The organism is Bradyrhizobium sp. CCBAU 51753 (assembly GCF_015291565.1).
In the GTDB taxonomy this organism is placed as follows: Bacteria; Pseudomonadota; Alphaproteobacteria; order Rhizobiales; family Xanthobacteraceae; genus Bradyrhizobium; species Bradyrhizobium ivorense.
Genome location: NZ_CP030037.1, coordinates 6,971,866 through 6,989,903 on the forward strand (window position 1 = coordinate 6,971,866; position 18,038 = coordinate 6,989,903).

At 66.4% G+C, this 18,038-nt stretch carries 17 protein-coding genes; 8 read left to right on the forward strand and 9 right to left on the reverse strand.

What is annotated here, in order from left to right:
* Positions 1-234: 234 nt before the first annotated feature.
* The 7 genes from XH93_RS31885 to XH93_RS31915 form a co-directional block, all read right to left on the reverse strand.
* Positions 235-924, reverse strand: a complete 690-nt coding sequence (locus XH93_RS31885; RefSeq protein WP_139485930.1) for a response regulator — start codon at positions 922-924, stop codon at positions 235-237.
* The gene (locus XH93_RS31890) at positions 921-3,635 is read right to left on the reverse strand and encodes a sensor histidine kinase KdpD (protein ID WP_194470495.1); all 2,715 of its coding nucleotides are present in this window, start codon (positions 3,633-3,635) and stop codon (positions 921-923) included. The genes XH93_RS31885 and XH93_RS31890 overlap by 4 nt, the downstream gene beginning before the upstream one ends.
* Before the next feature lie 39 nt (positions 3,636-3,674).
* Positions 3,675-4,280: a K(+)-transporting ATPase subunit C gene (locus XH93_RS31895; RefSeq protein WP_194470496.1), complete on the reverse strand. Its 606-nt coding sequence runs from the start codon at positions 4,278-4,280 to the stop codon at positions 3,675-3,677.
* 117 nt (positions 4,281-4,397) lie between these two features.
* Entirely contained in the window at positions 4,398-6,509 is a 2,112-nt protein-coding gene (gene kdpB, locus XH93_RS31900) for a potassium-transporting ATPase subunit KdpB (protein ID WP_194470497.1), read from the reverse strand.
* Positions 6,510-6,533: 24 nt separating this feature from the next.
* Entirely contained in the window at positions 6,534-8,237 is a 1,704-nt protein-coding gene (gene kdpA, locus XH93_RS31905) for a potassium-transporting ATPase subunit KdpA (protein ID WP_194470498.1), read from the reverse strand.
* 119 nt (positions 8,238-8,356) lie between these two features.
* Positions 8,357-8,446 carry a K(+)-transporting ATPase subunit F gene (locus XH93_RS31910; protein ID WP_016846764.1) on the reverse strand — a complete coding sequence of 30 codons (90 nt, stop codon included), beginning with the start codon at positions 8,444-8,446 and terminating at the stop codon, positions 8,357-8,359.
* Positions 8,447-8,806: 360 nt separating this feature from the next.
* Complete coding sequence (locus XH93_RS31915; RefSeq protein ID WP_194470499.1) at positions 8,807-9,703, reverse strand: WD40 repeat domain-containing protein; 897 nt, start codon at positions 9,701-9,703, stop codon at positions 8,807-8,809.
* Positions 9,704-10,159: 456 nt separating this feature from the next.
* On the opposite strand from XH93_RS31915, the gene XH93_RS31920 reads away from it, so the two are divergent.
* The 6 genes from XH93_RS31920 (at position 10,160) to XH93_RS31945 (ending at position 14,467) form a co-directional block, all read left to right on the forward strand.
* Positions 10,160-10,624, forward strand: coding sequence for a hypothetical protein (locus XH93_RS31920; protein WP_194470500.1), 465 nt, complete (start codon positions 10,160-10,162; stop codon positions 10,622-10,624).
* A 13-nt stretch (positions 10,625-10,637) separates the two neighbouring features.
* The gene (locus tag XH93_RS31925) at positions 10,638-10,913 is read left to right on the forward strand and encodes a hypothetical protein (protein WP_139485923.1); all 276 of its coding nucleotides are present in this window, start codon (positions 10,638-10,640) and stop codon (positions 10,911-10,913) included.
* 116 nt (positions 10,914-11,029) lie between these two features.
* The gene (locus tag XH93_RS31930) at positions 11,030-11,284 is read left to right on the forward strand and encodes a hypothetical protein (RefSeq protein WP_172628340.1); all 255 of its coding nucleotides are present in this window, start codon (positions 11,030-11,032) and stop codon (positions 11,282-11,284) included.
* A gap of 7 nt (positions 11,285-11,291) precedes the next feature.
* Complete coding sequence (gene dapA / locus XH93_RS31935; protein WP_194470501.1) at positions 11,292-12,209, forward strand: 4-hydroxy-tetrahydrodipicolinate synthase; 918 nt, start codon at positions 11,292-11,294, stop codon at positions 12,207-12,209.
* Between the two features lie 117 nt (positions 12,210-12,326).
* Entirely contained in the window at positions 12,327-13,709 is a 1,383-nt protein-coding gene (locus XH93_RS31940; RefSeq protein ID WP_194470502.1) for a nodulation protein NfeD, read from the forward strand.
* Entirely contained in the window at positions 13,706-14,467 is a 762-nt protein-coding gene (locus tag XH93_RS31945) for a slipin family protein (RefSeq protein WP_139485919.1), read from the forward strand. The genes XH93_RS31940 and XH93_RS31945 overlap by 4 nt, the downstream gene beginning before the upstream one ends.
* Here the strand turns inward: XH93_RS31945 and XH93_RS31950 are convergent.
* Both XH93_RS31950 and XH93_RS31955 read right to left on the reverse strand, forming a co-directional pair.
* Positions 14,437-14,634 carry a hypothetical protein gene (locus XH93_RS31950; protein ID WP_139485918.1) on the reverse strand — a complete coding sequence of 66 codons (198 nt, stop codon included), beginning with the start codon at positions 14,632-14,634 and terminating at the stop codon, positions 14,437-14,439. The genes XH93_RS31945 and XH93_RS31950 overlap by 31 nt on opposite strands.
* A gap of 1 nt (position 14,635) precedes the next feature.
* A complete protein-coding gene (locus tag XH93_RS31955) occupies positions 14,636-14,911 on the reverse strand; it encodes a hypothetical protein (RefSeq protein WP_210340408.1) in 276 nt (91 codons plus the stop codon).
* 251 nt (positions 14,912-15,162) lie between these two features.
* Here XH93_RS31955 and XH93_RS31960 point away from each other — a divergent pair, with 251 nt between their 5' ends.
* Together XH93_RS31960 and lon are read left to right on the forward strand one after the other, a co-directional pair.
* Positions 15,163-15,570 (forward strand): Hsp20/alpha crystallin family protein, encoded by a 408-nt coding sequence (locus tag XH93_RS31960; protein WP_139485916.1) that lies wholly within the window; start codon positions 15,163-15,165, stop codon positions 15,568-15,570.
* Positions 15,571-15,580: 10 nt separating this feature from the next.
* On the forward strand, positions 15,581-17,974 hold the full coding sequence (gene lon, locus XH93_RS31965; protein WP_194470504.1) for an endopeptidase La: 2,394 nt from the start codon (positions 15,581-15,583) through the stop codon (positions 17,972-17,974).
* The last annotated feature ends 64 nt before the right edge of the window (positions 17,975-18,038 follow it).

Genomic DNA, 18,038 nt, shown 5'->3' on the forward strand with positions numbered 1-18,038 from the left:
GATCCCGCCTGCAGGGGCCCGCCAACCAAATGCCGAAAAACAACCCCATGCAAAGTAGGCGGCGGCGGCGGACGGCGGTAGCGGGTGGTGGACCGCGCTCGAATAGGCGACTCGAACAGGCGACTGTCCAAGCCACTTGACACGTCGGGCAACTCAGCATTACCCTTCCAAAATTCCGAAATCGTGGAAGCCCCCCGGATATCGCTTTCGCTCATCCGGGCTACAAGAGCGCACCTAATCCGCGGCGCGCAGCCGATAGCCGATGCCGGTCTCGGTCAATACGAATTGCGGGCGCTCGGGGTCGGCCTCGATCTTCTGGCGCAGCTGGCGCACATAGACCCGCAGATATTGCGCGTCGGTCAACTCGTCCCACAATTCCTTGAGCAGGAAGCGGTGGGTCAGCACCTTGCCGGCATGCTGCACCAGCACGCGCAGCAGGTCGTATTCCTTCGGCGACAGTTTAATATCCCTCTCGCCGACCTTGACGATGCGGCGCACCAGGTCGACCGAGAGATCGCCGGAGCGGAACACCGGCCGCTCGCCCTGCACCTGTAGCTGGTGCCGCAGCGCGGCGCGCAGCCGCGCCAAGAGCTCGTCCATGCCGAACGGCTTGGTCAGATAGTCGTCGGCGCCGAGATCGAGCGCCTGCACCTTGCCGGCCTCGTCGCCGCGGCTCGACAGCACCACGATCGGGACGGCCTCGTTGCGGCCGCGGATCATGCGCAGGAGGTCGTGACCCTGGATGTCGGGCAGTCCGAGATCGAGGATGATCAGCGCCGGGTCCTCGGCCAATTTCTCCAGAGCGATCTTGCCGTTGGACGCTTCAAGGATGTCGTAGCCCTGCGTGCTCAGGCCCATCCGCAGCAGCTTGCGGATCGGCGGCTCGTCGTCGATGACCAGGACTTTGATCGGCGTGGCATTCATGCAGCAGTATCCAGCGCGTTGGTGTCCGCCGTAACAGGCAGGCGGATGGTGATGACGGCGCCGCTGCGGTCGGAGCGGTTGGCCGCCGCGATCGTGCCGCGCATCGCCTCGACGAAGCCGCGCGAGATCGCAAGGCCGAGGCCGGTGCCCGGGCGGACATGGTCGCCCTTCTCGGCGCGATAGAATTTGTCGAACACGCTTTCCAGCTCGGCCGCCGGAATGCCGTTGCCCTCGTCGAGCACCTGCAACGTCACCGCATTGCGATCACGGAGGCCGCGGATCGCGATCGTGGTGTCGGACGGCGAATATTTCGCTGCGTTGTCGAGCAGGTTGAACAGCACCTGCTCGAACAGCACGGCGTCGAGCTCCAGCATCGGCAGATCGGCCGCCAGATCCAGCGAGACCTTGTGATGCACCAGGATTTTTGCCGCACGGCGCAGCGCGCTGCCGATGATCTCGCCGACATCGTGCCGCGCGGTGTTGGGCACGATCGCGCCGGATTCCAGCTTGGTCATATCGAGCAGATTGGCGATAAACCGATTCAGCCGCTCGGATTCGTCGATCACGGTGGCGAGCAGATCATGCTTCTGCGCGTCGCTCAGATTGGCGCCGAGATCGCGCAGGGTCGAGGCCGAGCCGAGCACCGAGGCCAGCGGCGTCTTGAGGTCGTGCGAGATCGAGGTCAAGAGCGCGCCGCGCAGCCGGTCGGATTCGACCGTGCGCTTGACGCGGTCCATGTCCTCGACCAGCAGCACCCGCTCGATCGCGAGCGCGCCCTGATCGACCAGCGCGTCGAGCAGGCGGCGCTGGTCCGGCGTCAGCAACGGTCCGGTGCGGTCGTCGTCGATGCCGATCACGCCGATCGGTCCGCGACCGGTGCGCATCGGCAGGAACAGCCTTTTGCCGCCCGGCAGGGTATCCGAGCCGCGGCCGGCCGGGCGGTCGTTACCCCAGGCCCAGTTGGCGGCGGCGAGATCGGCCTGATCGAGCTGGTCCTCCGGCGGGTAGCCGCTCTTCACCGTCAGCACCCCGTCCTCGGGCAGCAGCAGCACCACCCGCACCTTCAGCATCAGGGCGATCTGATAGGCGGTCGCCCACAGCACGTCGTCCAGCGTCGCGGTGCCCGCGAGCTTGCGGCTGAACGCATAGAGCGACTCGGTGGTGCGGACGCGGCTGAGCGCGGTGTCGGCCTGGATCCGCACCCGCGCCGCGACGTTGGAGACCAAGAGCGCGATCAGCATGAAGAAGAAGAACGCCGCGACATTGGTCGGGTCGGTGATGGTGAAAGTGTAGACCGGCGGCAGGAAGAAGAAATTGTAGCACAGCGAGGCGACGACGCTGGCCAGCAGCGAGGGCCCGAGGCCGTAGCGCGCCGCGGCACCGACCACGGCAGTGAGGAACACCAGGTCAACGTTCTCGATGCCGAAATACGGCTGGATTAGCTTGGCGGCGCCGAGGCCGATTGCCGCCAAGAGCAGCGACATCAGATAGGGCCGCGGATTGAACGGCTCCTGCCGCTGCGCGGTCTGCACCGCCGCCTTGCCGACTGGCTGCTCGTCGCCGGCAATCACATTGACGCTGATATTGCCGGCGCGGCGTACCAGATCGTGCACGACCGAGCCATGGGTCAGCTCGAACCAGCGCGAGCGCGTCGACTTGCCGATGATGATCTGGGTGACGTTGTTGGCTTGCGCAAAGCTGATGATGTCGTCGGCGATGCGGCGGCCGACGCCGGGAATGGTCAGCGCCTCACCGCCGAGCGATTCCGCCAGCCGCATGGTGTCGGCGAGCCGGTCGCGCTGCTCGTCGCTGAGCTGCAGGCTGCGCCGGGTCTCGATGCTGAGCGCGGTCCACTGCGCATGCAGCCGGTCGGCCGTGCGCTTGGTGTAGCGCACGAGGCCCGCCGCGCGCGGGTCTTCGCTGACGCAGACCAGGATGCGCTCGCCCGCTGCCCAGGGGCCGGCGATCGCATTGGCCTGCATGTGGTTGAGCAGCTGCTCGTCGACCCGCTCGGCGGTGCGGCGCAGCGCCAGCTCGCGCAGCGCGGTCAGATTGCCCGGCGAGAAATAGTGCTCCAGCGCCCGCTCGGCCTGCCGGGGCACATAGACCTTGCCCTCCTTCAGCCGCTGGATCAGGTCGTCGGGGGTGAGGTCGATCAGCTCGATGGCATCGGCGCGATCGATCACCGAGTCGGGCACGGTCTCGCGCACCCGCACATGGGTGATCTGCGCGACCACGTCGTTGAGGCTTTCGATGTGCTGGATGTTGATCGCGGTGTAGACGTCGATGCCGTTCGACAGCAATTCCTCGACGTCGAGATAGCGCTTCGGGTGCCGGCTGCCCGGCGCATTGGTATGGGCGAGCTCGTCGACCAGCGCGAGCTGCGGGCGCCGCGCCAGCACGGCGTCGAGGTCCATCTCCTCGAGGGTCTGGTCGCGGTAGGCGAGGCGCTTGCGTGGCACCACTTCGAGACCCTTCACCAACACCTCGGTCTCGACCCGTCCGTGGGTCTCGACCACGCCGACCACGACATCGACGCCCGCCTTGAGGCGGGCGTGCGCGCTCTGCAGCATCTCGTAGGTCTTGCCGACGCCGGGGGCGGCGCCGATGAAGATCTTCAGCCGCCCGGAACGATCGGTCTCCCGGCGCGCTGCCTCCAGCAGCGCATCCGGCGAGGGTCTTTTTTCAGGGTCGCGGCGCTGACTGGCCATACCGCAATATAGTCATCCCAGCGGATTGAGCCTACTCCCCTATTTCGAGCCGGCGCCGTCCAGCGCCAGGTTGAGCGCAAGAACGTTAACGCGCGGCTCGCCGAGCACGCCGGCAAAGCGGCCCTGCGTGTTCTGCGTCACCAGCTCGCGCACCGCATCCGCGGACATGCCGCGCGCCTTGGCGACCCGCGGCACCTGGAACAGCGCGGCCTCCGGCGAGATGTCGGGATCGAGCCCGCTGGCGGACGTCGTGACGAGATCGACCGGCACCTGCGCGTTCGGGTTCTCGGCCTTCAGCTTCTCGACATCGTCCTTCAGGCGGTCGGCCAGCGCCTTGCTGGTCGGACCGAGGTTGGAGCCGCCGGAATTGGCCGCGTTATACGGCGCCGGCACGGTCTTGGTGGAATCGTTCGGATCGGGCGCCAGCGTCGCCGACGGCCGGCCGTGGAAGTACTTGTCCTCCTTGAACTCCTGCCCGATAAGGGCGGAGCCGATCACCTTGCCGTCCTTCTCGATCAGGCTGCCCTGCGCCTGTCTCGGGAAAATGACGCCGGCGATCCCGGTGATGGCGAGCGGATAGACGAGGCCCGTGATCGCGGTCAACAGGACCAGGACCAGGATGGCGGGGCGAATTTCTCTCAACATGGTCAGTCTCCTAAATCTCTGTCGTCATTGCGAGCGCAGCGAAGCAATCCATGGTTCGGCATAACGGATGGATGGATTGCTTCGTCGCTTCGCTCCTCGCAATGACGGTTGCACGGGTTAGGCCAGGCCCAGGGCGGCGACCAGGAGGTCGATCGCCTTGATGCCGATGAACGGGATGATGATGCCGCCGACGCCGTAGATCATCAGATTGCGGCTGAGCAGCGCGCCGGCACCGATTGCACGGTACTTGACGCCCTTCAGGGCCAGCGGGATCAGCGCGATGATGATCAGCGCGTTGAAGATGATCGCCGACAGGATCGCGCTCTGCGGGCTCGCGAGGTGCATGATGTTCAGCACCTGAAGCTGCGGATAGAACGCGAGGAACATCGCCGGGATGATCGCAAAGTATTTTGCGACGTCGTTGGCGATCGAGAACGTGGTCAGCGCGCCGCGGGTCATCAAGAGCTGCTTGCCGATCTCGACCACCTCGATCAGCTTGGTCGGGTTGGAGTCGAGGTCGACCATGTTGCCGGCCTCGCGCGCGGCCTGGGTGCCGGTGTTCATGGCGACACCGACGTCGGCCTGCGCCAGCGCCGGCGCGTCGTTGGTGCCGTCGCCGCACATCGCCACCAGCTTGCCCTTGGACTGCTCCTCGCGGATCAGCTTGAGCTTGTCCTCGGGGGTGGCCTGCGCCAGGAAGTCGTCGACGCCGGCTTCCGCGGCGATCGCGGCCGCGGTCATCGGGTTGTCGCCGGTGATCATCACGGTGCGGATGCCCATCCGGCGCAGCTCGGCAAAGCGCTCGCGGATACCGCCCTTGACGATGTCCTTCAGGTGCACGACGCCGAGCAGCTTGCCGTCCTTGGCCACGGCCAGCGGGGTGCCGCCGGCCTTGGCGATCTCGTCGGCAATGGCCTGGATCTCGCGCGCCTCGGCGCTCATCGTCGCCGCGATCGAGCGGACCGTGTTGCCGGAGGCAACGGTGCGGGGCTCGCCGCCCTCGACATAGCCGAGGATCGCATCGACCGCCCCCTTGCGCACCGACGAAGAGCCGGCGTTGATGCCGCTCATGCGGGTCTGCGCGGTGAACGGCACGAAGGTCGCCGCGAGCTCGTGCATGTCACGGCCGCGGATGCCGTATTTCTCCTTGGCCAGCACCACGATGGAGCGGCCTTCCGGGGTTTCGTCGGCGAGGGAGGCGAGCTGGGCGGCATCCGCCAGGTCCTGCTCGGTGACGCCGCGGATCGGCCGGAACGCGGTGGCCTGGCGGTTGCCGAGCGTGATGGTGCCGGTCTTGTCGAGCAGCAGCGTGTCGACGTCACCGGCGGCCTCGACCGCGCGGCCGGACATCGCCAGCACGTTGAAGCGCACCAGGCGGTCCATGCCGGCGATGCCGATCGCCGACAGCAGCGCGCCGATCGTGGTCGGGATCAGGGTGACGAACAGCGCCACCAGCACAACAACCGAGATCGAGCCGCCGGCATAGGCGGCGTAGCTCGGGATCGTCACCGTCGCGAACACGAAGATGATGGTGAGGCCGGCCAAGAGGATGTTCAGCGCGATCTCGTTCGGCGTCTTCTGCCGCTCGGCGCCTTCCACCAGCTTGATCATGCGGTCGATGAAGGTCGAGCCTTGGGCTGCGGTGATGCGGACGCGGATCCAGTCCGACAGCACCTGGGTGCCGCCGGTGACCGCCGAGCGGTCGCCGCCGGATTCACGGATCACAGGCGCGGACTCGCCGGTGATGGCGGCCTCGTTGACCGAGGCGACGCCTTCGATCACCTCGCCGTCGGACGGGATGTTGTCGCCGGCCTCGACCAGCACGACGTCGCCGACCTTCAGCGAGGTGCCGGGCACCATGCGATAGGTCCGGTCTGTGCCGGTCAGGAGCTTGGCCTGGGTCTCGGTCCGGGTCTTCTTCAGCGATTCCGCCCGCGCCTTGCCGCGGCCTTCGGCCACGGCCTCGGCGAAGTTGGCGAACAGCACCGTGAACCAGAGCCAGATGATGATCTGGAAGGTGAAGCCGAGGCTGGCGCTACCGGTCACGAGGTCGCGGACGAAGATCACCGTGGTCAACGCGGCCACCACCTCGACGACGAACATCACGGGGTTCTTCGCCATCAGCCGCGGATCGAGCTTGACGAACGCCGACCAGATCGCCGGCACCAGGATCTTCGGGTCGAGCATGGTCGACGCCGTCACCTGCTTCTGCAGTTTCATGGTTTCCATGGATGTCACTCCGGACGTATCAGGTCAGAACAGGGTGTGGGCGTTCATCGCGAGGTGCTCGACGATCGGCCCGAGCGCCAGCGCCGGGAAGAAGGTCAGGCCGCCGATGATCAGGATCACGCCGATGACGAGGCCGACGAACAGCCCGCCGGTGGTCGGGAAGGTGCCGACCGAGGCCGGGATCGACTTCTTCTCCACCAGCGAGCCCGCGATCGCCATCGCCGGCACGATCATGAAGAAGCGGCCGACGAACATCGCCATGGCAAGCGTCAGATTGTAGAAGAAGGTGTTGCCGGTCAGGCCCGCGAAGGCCGAGCCGTTGTTGGCGGTCGCCGAGGTATAGGCATAGAGCACCTCGGTGAAACCGTGCGGGCCGGGATTGGCGATCGAGGCTACCGCCGACGGCAGCACCACCCCGACGGCACTCCAGCCGAGATACATCAGCGGCAGCACCAGGATCGCGAGCATCGCCATCTTGACCTCGCGCGCCTCGATCTTCTTGCCGACATATTCCGGGGTGCGGCCGACCATAAGGCCGGCGACGAAGATCGCCAGCACGACGAACAGCAGCATGCCGTAAAGCCCGGCGCCGACGCCGCCGATGATGAGCTCGCCGAGCTGCATGTTGATCAGCGGGATCATGCCGCCGAGCGCGGTGAAGCTGTCATGCATGGCGTTGACCGCGCCGCAGGATGCCGCGGTGGTGATGACGGCGAACAGCGAGGACGCGACGATGCCGAAGCGGACCTCCTTGCCCTCCATGTTGCCGCCGGAGAGGCCAAGCGCCTGCAGGGTCGAGGTGCCGTTGGCTTCGGCCCAATAGGTGACGGCGACGCCGGCGATGAACAGGATGCCCATCACGGCGAAGATCGCCCAGCCCTGGCGCTCGTTACCGACCGTGCGGCCGAACACGTTGGTGAGCGCAGCGCCGATCGCGAAGATCGAGACCATCTGCACGAGGTTCGACAGCGCGGTCGGGTTCTCGAACGGATGCGCGGCGTTGGCGTTGAAGAAGCCGCCGCCATTGGTGCCGAGCATCTTGATCGCGACCTGGGAGGCCACCGGCCCGAGCGCGATGGTCTGCTTGCCGCCTTCCAGCGTGGTGGCGTCGACATAGGCGCCGAGGGTCTGCGGCATGCCCTGCGAAACCAGGAACAGCGCATAGACGACACAGACCGGCAGCAGCACGTAGAGCGTGCAGCGCGTCACGTCGACCCAGAAATTGCCGATCGTACGCATCGAGGAGCGCGCAAAGCCGCGGATCAGCGCCACCGCAAGCGCGATGCCGGTCGCGCTCGACAGGAAGTTCTGCGGGGTGAGGCCGAGCATCTGGACCAGATAAGACAGCGTGCTCTCGCCGCCGTAGTTCTGCCAGTTGGTGTTGGTGAGGAACGATATCGCGGTGTTGAAGGAGAGGTCCTCGGCGACCGCGGACTGTCCGGCCGGGTTGAACGGCAGCACGGCCTGCAGCCGCATCAAGCCGTAGATCAGGAAGAACGCGCCGACATGGAACAGCAGCATGGCGACCGCATAGGTCAGCCAGTGCTGCTCGCGCCGCTCGTCGACGCCGCCGACCCAGTAGATGCCGCGCTCGACCGGCCGCAGCACTGGCGAGAGGAAGGTGCGCTCGCCGCTGAACACGCGGGTCATGTAGCCGCCGAGCGGTTTGACCAGCGCGGCGACGATGGCGCAGAACAGAATAATTTGAATCCAGCCGATGACGGTCATCGAAGTCAAACCTTTCGAATGGGCGCGTGACGCAGCAGCGACGCGAATACGCCGAGCAACAGCCCGGTCAGCACCGCGTCGGCGACGAGGATCTGGCAAAGTGCGAGCATGGCTGATGCCTAGAAGCGTTCGGGGCGCAGCAATGCGTAGGTGAGGTAGAACAGCAGGCCGAGCGAGACGAGGCCGGCGAGCGAATAGTCGAAGATCATCGCCGCCTCCCTTACAGCCGTTCGCAGGCGTATGCGTAGCCGATGCCGGCCGCGAACAGGCCGATCGCGAGCGCCGCCATGACAATGTCCATCATGAGAGACTCCTATGCGTCACAGGCCACGGGAGGCGCATAAGCACCCCGTGCCGGATTGCCGTGAAGTGCCATCCGGGGCATAGGTTTTCGAGAGGGCGCGCATAAGCACGTTATAGGAATCCTATAAGTGCCAGCCCTGCGCAGGCCGCAACGGCAGCGTCATGCGACGCGCAATTGCAGATGACATCGCTTGACCGATATCCCTTGACCAATTCCGGGATTGGACGGAATTGGCCGGAAACGCTCACCTAGCGGAGGATATGCGCTATGGCGCGAGCTCCCAGAGCTTCACCTTGTTGTCATGCCCGCCGGTGAGCGCGAGCTTTCCGTTGGGCAAGAAGGCGACGCATGACACGAATCCGTGACCGTGGTCGAGCGTATCGAGTTCCCTTCCGGTATTCACGTCCCAAAGCTTCGCGGAGAAGTCCTCGCTGCCAGACAATGCCAGGCTGCCGTCGGGCGAGAACACGACGCTGGTCACGTTCCTTGAATGACCCGGGAGGTCGAACTTGCGGATCGAGTCACCGGTCTGCGCGTTCAGGGTCTCCAGCTTGCCGTGGATGTTGCCCGTCAGCACGACACCATCATCCGGGCCCATCGCAACGGCGGAGTAGACCCCGGTCTGAGACGTCTTCAGCGCTGCACGGTCATTGAGGAGATCGTAGACGATGATGTTGGGTTGGCCGGGCTCGTGGATCGACGCCGCGAACCGTCCGCCCGCCGACAGCGATGGTGAGGATATCGGCCCGCTCTGCAGATCGTGCTCCATCTTCAGGGCGAGCGCCGTGTCGAAGCGCGAATAGCGATGACCATGCGTGAAGAGAATGAAGGATCCATCACGGGAAAAGACGACACTGGTGCCGCCGAAGGGCGTTTCGACTGTGCCGATCTGCCGGCCGGCCTCGATGTCCCACAGCAGCAAATAGTGATGGGTGGCTGCCGCAAGGAAAAATCCTTCCGGAGACAACGCCACCCCGCTGATTTCATCCTGGTCATCGACCGGGGAAAACGTGTGGAGCAGCCCGCCGGATTGCACGTTCCAAAACCGCACACCGTCAGTCATGCGGCCGGTCGTCGACGCCATTCGCTGACCGTTGCCCGAGACCGAGATCGAACGAACCGGATCTGATCCCGCGATAAACTCTTGGACAAGTCGGGCCATTTCAGACACCTCCATTGACTGAGCCGCAAATGACCGGGGCGGCAGATCCCACGGGATTGCGTAACCACGAAACGACGGTACGCATGCGTTCTCGAGCGGCGACGGTTCGCGGGAGATGCCACCTGGCGTCGGCCTCCCCAGCTCGTGAAACCATAGCGCCGCGTCAGCGTGGCATCAATCTCAGGTAGAACCATATGACTGATAGTCGCATGGGGTTGACACCGTCTTGGCGACGCTAGAGGGCGGCGTGCTCGGATGCTGGCGCAGACAGCTGCCCACGAGCCCGGCGAATCGCAGCCGAAACTGGCGGTGCTCGATCCGGCCCGCGCACGGACGACGGAACCTTTATGGAATCCCTATATCTCGGCCCCTGCCCTCATCTCGTATTTAAATGGCGGCCCAGTCATTTTGGGCGTGCGGCCAACGTGTTGGGCCGCGCGTGAACGAGATCAAGTCATGTCACTGTATGCACAACACACCTCCACCGCGCTCGCCGAGCGGCTGCGCGACGCCTATGCGGTCACGGCCGAGTTCATGGCCGACATCGTCAGGCAAAGCTGCCGGCGCTTTCCCTCGGCCGGACAGAGCGTCAAGAGCTCGCGGGTCGAGCGCCTGATTCTATCCGGCGCATGGACCGATGCGGCGCTGGCGCTGATCGATCTCGAGCTGCCGCAATGGCAAGTCCGCCGCCTGGTCTATGACGAGGGCGAGTGGCACTGCGCGCTGTCGCGGCAACGCGAGCTGCCGGACTGGCTCGACCCGTCGGTCGAGACCCGTCATGCCGACCTCGCGCTCGCGATCCTGGCCGCCTTCGTCGAGGCGCAGCGGATCAGCGCGCCCGAGAGCCGGCCCAGCGTGCCCAGCGTCCGCCGCGACGCCGGCGCGCTCTACGAGCCGCTGCTCACCGACAATTTCGGCTGACGGCGGCACCGCCATGGGCGCCAAGGATCTGCCGCGCGCGCTGCGCCCGGTGCAGGTGCTGGTCAGGTTCGGATTCCGCCTCGCCATCATGACCGGCTTTGCCATGTTCGCCAATGTCGGCTTCGGCAAGGGCCTGGTCGTGCTGTTGTGGATGTCGGCGCTGATCTGCGCCGTGGTCGCCGTTGTCAGGCGCGAGCCGCCGTTTACCGCCCAGCTCAATCACTGGGACGAGATGGCGGGCTATGCCGCGCTGTGCGCGCTCACCACCGGCATCGTGCAGCGGCTCTGAATTCCTCCCTCAAAATCCTATGCCGTTCCTATGAAGTCGCTCGGCTGTCGCGCTCGATTTCATATCCCTGACATCACACACTGATCGCGTGAATGTCATTACAAGGACTGACCAACGTGAAACTCGTCGAACCTCCTTCGTGTAGTACAGCGTCTTCCATTGTCTTCATCGGCCGCAACCGTCGCGGCCAGTGGGTCGCCCAGCAACAGAACGGCCTGTTTGGCGGCCTGTTCGTCAACCGCGCCCAGGCCGTCAAATACGCGCTGTTCGAGAACGGCCAACACCCCGAAATGATCATCGAGCTGTCGCGTGAGATCGAGCTCGATATGGCCGGCGAAGCCGCCACCTTCCCCGCACGCCGCGTGGCTTGAGCCACCGATGACATCGCGCGCGGCCTCGGCCGAATGGCTGTCGGGTTTCATTCCCGATCTTCCGACCCCTTTCAACGATCGCGGCGAGATCGACACGGAGGCCTTTGGCCGGCTGTGCGAGCGCCAGATCGCGGCCGGAGCCACCGCGCTGGTGGTCGGCGAAACTGCCGGCGAGAATGCGACGCTGGAGTTTTTCGAGCGCGAGCAGCTGGTCCGCATCGCCGCCGGCATTGCGCGGGGGCGCGCGCGCATCATCGCCGGCGCCGGCTCGAACGCGACCGACCGCGCCGTCGCGTTCACCCGCGCCGTGGAGCAAGCCGGCGCCGACGCCATCATGACCGTCGTGCCCTACTACGTCAGGCCGATGCCACAGGGCATGGCGGCGCATTTCCGCGCCGTCGCCGCTGCGACGACGCTGCCGGTCATCCTGCACGACATTCCCTCGCGCACCGTGAAGGGCCTGCCCGACGACACGCTGGTCGAGCTCGCGGCCTCGCCGCAATTCGCCGGTCTGCGCGACGGCAGCGGCGACCTCGCCCGGCTGCTGCGGCTGCAGCCGCGGCTGCCGGCGGCGTTCCGGCTGCTGACCGGCGACGACGCGACGTCGCTCGCCTGGCTCGCCGCCGGCGGCCATGGCTGCGTCTCGGCGATGACCAATGTCGCGCCCGATTTGTGCTTGGCCGTGTACCGCAATCTTCGCGAAGGCCGTCTGCAGCCGGCGCGTTATCTGCACCGGCGGCTGGTGCCGCTCGCCACGCTGCTCGAGCGCGAGCATCCCGCCGCGCTGAAGTTCGCGCTGGCGCTGCTCGGCTTCATCGAGCCGGCAACGCGGCTGCCGATCGTGCCGCTCGACGCCGCGGCGAAGGCCGCGGTCGCGGACGCGATGTCCTGCCTTGCCGACGAGTACCTTGCAACCGCGCAGTGAGACCGGCCAACGCTGCCATCGCAACGCACAATGGCTCGCTTGCACAGTGCCGCGACACCGCGCCCATATTGAGCTTGGCGCGCGGCGCCCCATATCCTCGGCAAGGGAGTGCTTGCCGTGCAAACGCTAAGGGCGGCCCTCGTTGCGGCGATAGCGATCGTTGCTCTGTCTGTCTCGATCCGCCCCTGCGGCGCGGAGGAGAACAGCCGCCTTGCCCTGACCATTGCAATCGACGGCGCAATCGGCCCGGCGTCGGCCAGCTATGTGAAGAGCGCATTGGCAAAAGCCGCCGAGCGCCGCGCCGAAATCGTCGTGCTGCGCCTCAACACGCCGGGCGGCCTCAACACCAGCATGCGCGAGATCATCGCCGACGTGCTCGCCTCGCCCGTTCCCGTCATCGGCTATGTCGCGCCGTCCGGCGCCCATGCGGCGAGCGCCGGCACCTACATCCTCTATGCGACGCACATCGCGGCGATGGCGCCGGGCACCAATATCGGCGCCGCGACGCCGGTGCAGATCGGCGGCGCATTTCCGGGGCTGCCCGGCGGTGCGCCCGACAAGGACGGCAAGGACAAGAAGGACGAGGCGAAAGATGCCATGTCGGCGAAGGCGACCAATGACGCCGTCGCCTTCATCCGCAGCCTCGCCGAGCTGCGTGGCCGCAACGCCGACTGGGCCGAGAAGGCGGTGCGCGAGGCCGCCACGCTGTCCGCCAACGGCGCGCTGCAGGCCAAGGCGGTCGAATTCATCGCGCGTGACGAGGCCGAGTTGCTCAAGCAGGTCGACGGCCGCGAGGTCGAGGTCGCCGGCGGCAAGACGCAGCGCCTCGCGACCAGGGATGCCACGCGCGAGGCGATCGATCCCGGCTGGATTGCGCGCTTCCTTGCTGTGATCACCGACCCCAACGTCGCCTTCATCCTGCTGATGGTCGGCATCTACGGGCTGATCTTCGAGTTCATGTCGCCCGGCCTGATCGGCCCCGGCGTGGTCGGCACGATCTGCCTGCTGCTCGGCCTTTATGCGCTCAATCTGCTGCCGGTCAACTATGCCGGCTTCGCGCTGATGCTGGTCGGCATCGGCCTGCTCGCCGTGGAGGCCTTCACCCCGACGGTCGTGGTCGGCGTCGGCGGGCTGATCGCGTTCGTGCTCGGCGCGCTGATGCTGTTTCGGATCGAGGCGCCCGGCTACACCCTGTCCTGGTGGGTGATCGGCATCACCACGGCGGCCTTCGCCGCCTTCCTGGTGGCCGTGCTCGGCGCGCTGCGCCGCGCCGCCAAGGGACCGGTGCTGACCGGCGCGCAGGCAATGCAGGGCCTGTCCGCCGAGGTGCTCGACTGGTCCGGCACGTCGGGCCACGTGTTCGCCAATGGCGAGCGCTGGCAGGCGCGCGGCGCCGAGGCGTTCAGCTCCGGCGACAGGGTCGAGGTCGCCAATATCATCGATTTGACGCTGGTGGTGCGGCGCGCCCCGGCCACCACCGGCGAGGGAGGCTCAGTATGATGCTCGATTATTTCACCTACGCGGCGATCGCGCTGCTGGTCGTGATCTTTCTGTCGCAGGCGATCCGCGTGCTGCGCGAATATGAGCGCGGCGTCGTGTTCACGCTCGGCCGCTTCACCGGCGTCAAGGGCCCGGGGCTGTTCCTGCTGATTCCGGTGGTGCAGCAGCTGGTGAAGGTCGATCTGCGCGTGGTGGTGCAGGTGGTGCCGCCGCAGGACGTGATCTCGCGCGACAACGTCTCGGTCAAGGTCAACGCCGTGCTGTATTTCCGCATCGTCGACCCCGAGCGCGCCATCATCAAGGTCAGCGACTACATGGCCGCGACCAGCCAGCTCGCCCAGACCACGCTGCGCTCGGTGCTCGGCAAGCACGAGCTCGACGAGATGCTGGCCGAACGCGACCGGCTGAACGCCGATATTCAGGAGATCCTCGACAAGCAGACCGACGTCTGGGGCATCAAGGTCACCGGCATCGAGATCAAGGACGTCGACATCAACGAGACCATGGTGCGGGCGATCGCCAAGCAGGCCGAGGCGGAGCGGCTGCGGCGCGCCAAGGTGATCAACGCGATGGGCGAGCAGCAGGCCGCCGAGAAGCTGGTCGAGGCCGGACGGATCCTCGCCCAGGAGCCGCAGGCGATGCAGCTGCGCTATTTCGCAGCGCTGCACGACATCGCCAATGAGCGTTCATCGACCGTGGTGTTTCCGCTGCCGATGAACCTGCTCGATCACCTGACGCGGCGAAGCGAGGCGACCTGACCGCCTTGATGCTTGGCCCGCCAGGCCGGTCCGGGTCCGCGCATGTAGTGCGCCTCGGGCCGGTAGACGGTGATCGGCTCCTCGCCGATCCAGGCGAGAAATTTGAACAGCTGCTCGCCCGCGCGGCGCAGCACGGTGACGGCAGCGGTCGACAGAGCGGCGCGCATCTCAGTAATCCCACTTCTCGCCGAGCACGACCGGCGGCCGCGGATATTTCTCGGCGTCGCTGCCGAGCACGCCGATATTCAGGTTCATCTTGGCCCAGTCCTCGTGGCCGCGATGCAGCAACAGCTCGTTGCGCAGCCGATGGATCTTCGCCGCGGCGATCGAGCGGTGGATGGTCCGAAACACGGCACGGATCCGCCTGAACATCCGCCGCAACGGCAAGCGAGTGGATGCCGAGGCCTCGACCATTCGGACATCGTGTGAATACAGCAAGGTCATGTCCCACCTTCCTTCCTGCGGCGCGCATCTCGGCGCACCGCGTCACTTGGGAAGATGCTGAGACGGACGTAGGAATTCGAGATGGCCCCGGAACAAGCCGCATAGCCGCGGCATAAAGGGGCGCACCCGCCGGTTTCGCCAAATCGGAACATTATGACGGTTTTTACGGCCCGATCCGGCCCGCCCGACGGGCGGTTTACGGTCGGCGGCAAGACCGGTAACCTCACCCCCAATACGACATGGAGAGTGCCATGCGGTCCAAGGACCCGATCAACTGGATGCTGTCTGACGCGATCGAGACGCTGGCCCGGGCCGAGCGCATGCACCAGCGGTTCCTCAACCTGCATCCCCAGACCGGCAACCGCGAGCCGAGCTGGGAACCGCCGATGGACGTCATCGAGACCGACGACGAAATCCTGATTTTCATTGCGCTGCCCGGGGTCGACCCCGGTGACGTGGAGACCGCGCTCGACGGCGCGACGCTGGTGATCAGCGGCCGCCGCACCTTGCCCCCCGAGCTGCGCGATGCCCGCATCCTGCGTCTCGAGCTGCCGCAGGGCCGGTTCGAGCGCCGTATCGCGCTACCGACCGGCCGCTACACCATCAACCGCTTCACCGCGCATGGCTGCGTCGGCCTGCGGCTCGGCAAATCGCGTTGAGGATTTCGACATGGCTGCTTCCGACATCTCAACCGCTGGATCCGCATCGTCGCCCGACCGCGCGACGTCGATACCGAGCGATGCGCTGATCCTCGTGCCGGCGCGCAACACCGTGCTGTTCCCGAACGTCATCATCCCGATCACGATCGGGCGGCCCAAATCGATTGCCGCCGCCCAGCAGGCGGTGCGCGAGCAGCGCCAGATCGGCATCCTGCTACAGCGCGACCCCGAGGTGAACGATCCCGGCCCCGACGACCTCTACCGCATCGGCACCGTCGCCAACATCGTGCGCTACATCACCGGCGCCGACGAGACCCATCACCTGGTCTGCCAGGGCGTGCAGCGCATGCGCGTGCTCGACTATCTGCCGGGTACGCCGTTCCCCGCGGCCCGCGTGTTGCAGATCCCCGAGCCGACCACGACCTCGCCCGAGATCGAGGCGCGCTTTCTCAACCTGCAGCGGCAGGCGCTGGAGGCCGCGCAATTGCTGCCGCAGGTGCCGCAGGAATTGATCGCCGCGCTGCAGGGCACCACCTCGCCGGCGACGCTGGCCGATCTTGCGACCTCCTACATGGACATCAAGCCGCAGGAGAAGCAGGACATCCTCGAGACCATCGACCTTGCGGCCCGCATGGACAAGGTCTCGCGCCATCTCGCCGAGCGCATCGAGGTGCTGCGGCTGAGCCAGGAGATCGGCCAGAAGACCAAGGCCGCGTTCGACGAGCGGCAGCGCGAGGCGATCCTGCGCGAGCAGATGGCGACCATCCAGCGCCAGCTCGGCGAAGGCGACGGCAAGGCCGCCGAGGTGGCCGAGCTGACCAAGGCAATTGTGGAAGCGAAGATGCCGCCGGAGGCCGAGGGCCAGGCACAAAAGGAGCTGCGCCGCTACGAGCGGATGCCGGAGGCCGCGGCCGAATCCGGCATGGTGCGCAGCTATCTCGACTGGCTGATCGACCTGCCGTGGGCACTGCCCGCGGAGAAGCCGATCGACATCGCCGAGGCGCGCAAGATCCTCGACGAGGATCACTATGGTCTAGAGAAGATCAAGAGCCGGATCATCGAGTATCTCGCGGTACGAAAACTCGCGCCCGGCGGCAAGGCGCCGATCCTCTGCTTCCTCGGCCCGCCCGGCGTCGGCAAGACCTCGCTCGGCCAGTCGATCGCCCGCGCGATGGCGCGGCCGTTCGTCCGCGTCTCGCTCGGCGGCGTGCATGACGAGGCCGAGATCCGCGGCCACCGCCGCACCTATATCGGCGCGCTGCCCGGCAACATCATCCAGGCCATCAAGAAGGCTGGCGCGCGCAACTGCGTGATGATGCTGGACGAGATCGACAAGATGGGCCGCGGCATCCAGGGCGATCCCTCGGCCGCGATGCTCGAAGTGCTCGACCCCGAGCAGAACGGCACCTTCCGCGACAATTATCTCGGCGTGCCGTTCGACCTCTCGCACGTCGTCTTCATCGCCACCGCCAACATGCTCGACGGCGTCCCCGGGCCGCTGCTCGATCGCATGGAGCTGATCAGCCTCGCCGGCTACACCGAGGAGGAGAAGCTCGAGATCGCAAAACGCTATCTGGTGCGCCGCCAGCTCGAGGCCAACGGGCTGAAGGCCGAGCAGGTCGAGCTCGATCCGGAGGCGCTGCGGCTGGTGATCAAGAGCTACACCCGCGAGGCCGGCGTCCGCAATCTCGAGCGCGAGATCGGCAAGGTGCTGCGCAACGTCGCCGTGCAGATCGCCGAAGGCAGCACCAGCCATGTCAGCATCGCGCCAAAGGACATCGTGCCGCTGCTCGGCCAGCCCAGGTTCGAGAACGAAATCGCGATGCGCACCAGCATTCCGGGCGTCGCCACCGGCCTCGCCTGGACCCCGGTCGGCGGCGACATCCTGTTCATCGAGGCGTCACGCACGCCGGGCCGCGGCGGGCTGATGATCACCGGACAGCTCGGCGACGTCATGCGCGAGAGCGTGCAGGCCGCGCTGACGCTGGTGAAGAATCGCGCCACCCAGCTCGGCATCGATCCTGCCGTGTTCGAGAAGAACGACATCCACGTTCACGTCCCGGCGGGCGCAACGCCGAAGGACGGCCCGAGCGCGGGCGTTGCGATGTTCACCGCCCTCACCTCGCTGTTGACCGATCGCACCGTGCGCAGCGACACCGCGATGACCGGCGAGATCTCGCTGCGCGGCCTGGTGCTGCCGGTCGGCGGCATCAAGGAGAAGGTGGTCGCTGCCGCCGCGGCAGGGCTGACCCGCGTGATGCTGCCGGCGCGCAACAGGCGCGACTACGACGACATCCCGGCGAGCGCCCGCGAGAAGCTGGAGTTCATCTGGCTCGAACGGGTCGACGACGCGATTGCAGCGGCGCTGGAAGCCGCCAAGACCACGCCTGCTGCCGCGGAGTAATCGCGGCGGCAAGGCCATGGTGAAGTTCACAGAAGGTGTTGATTGCCGTCGACGTTGCCACGGA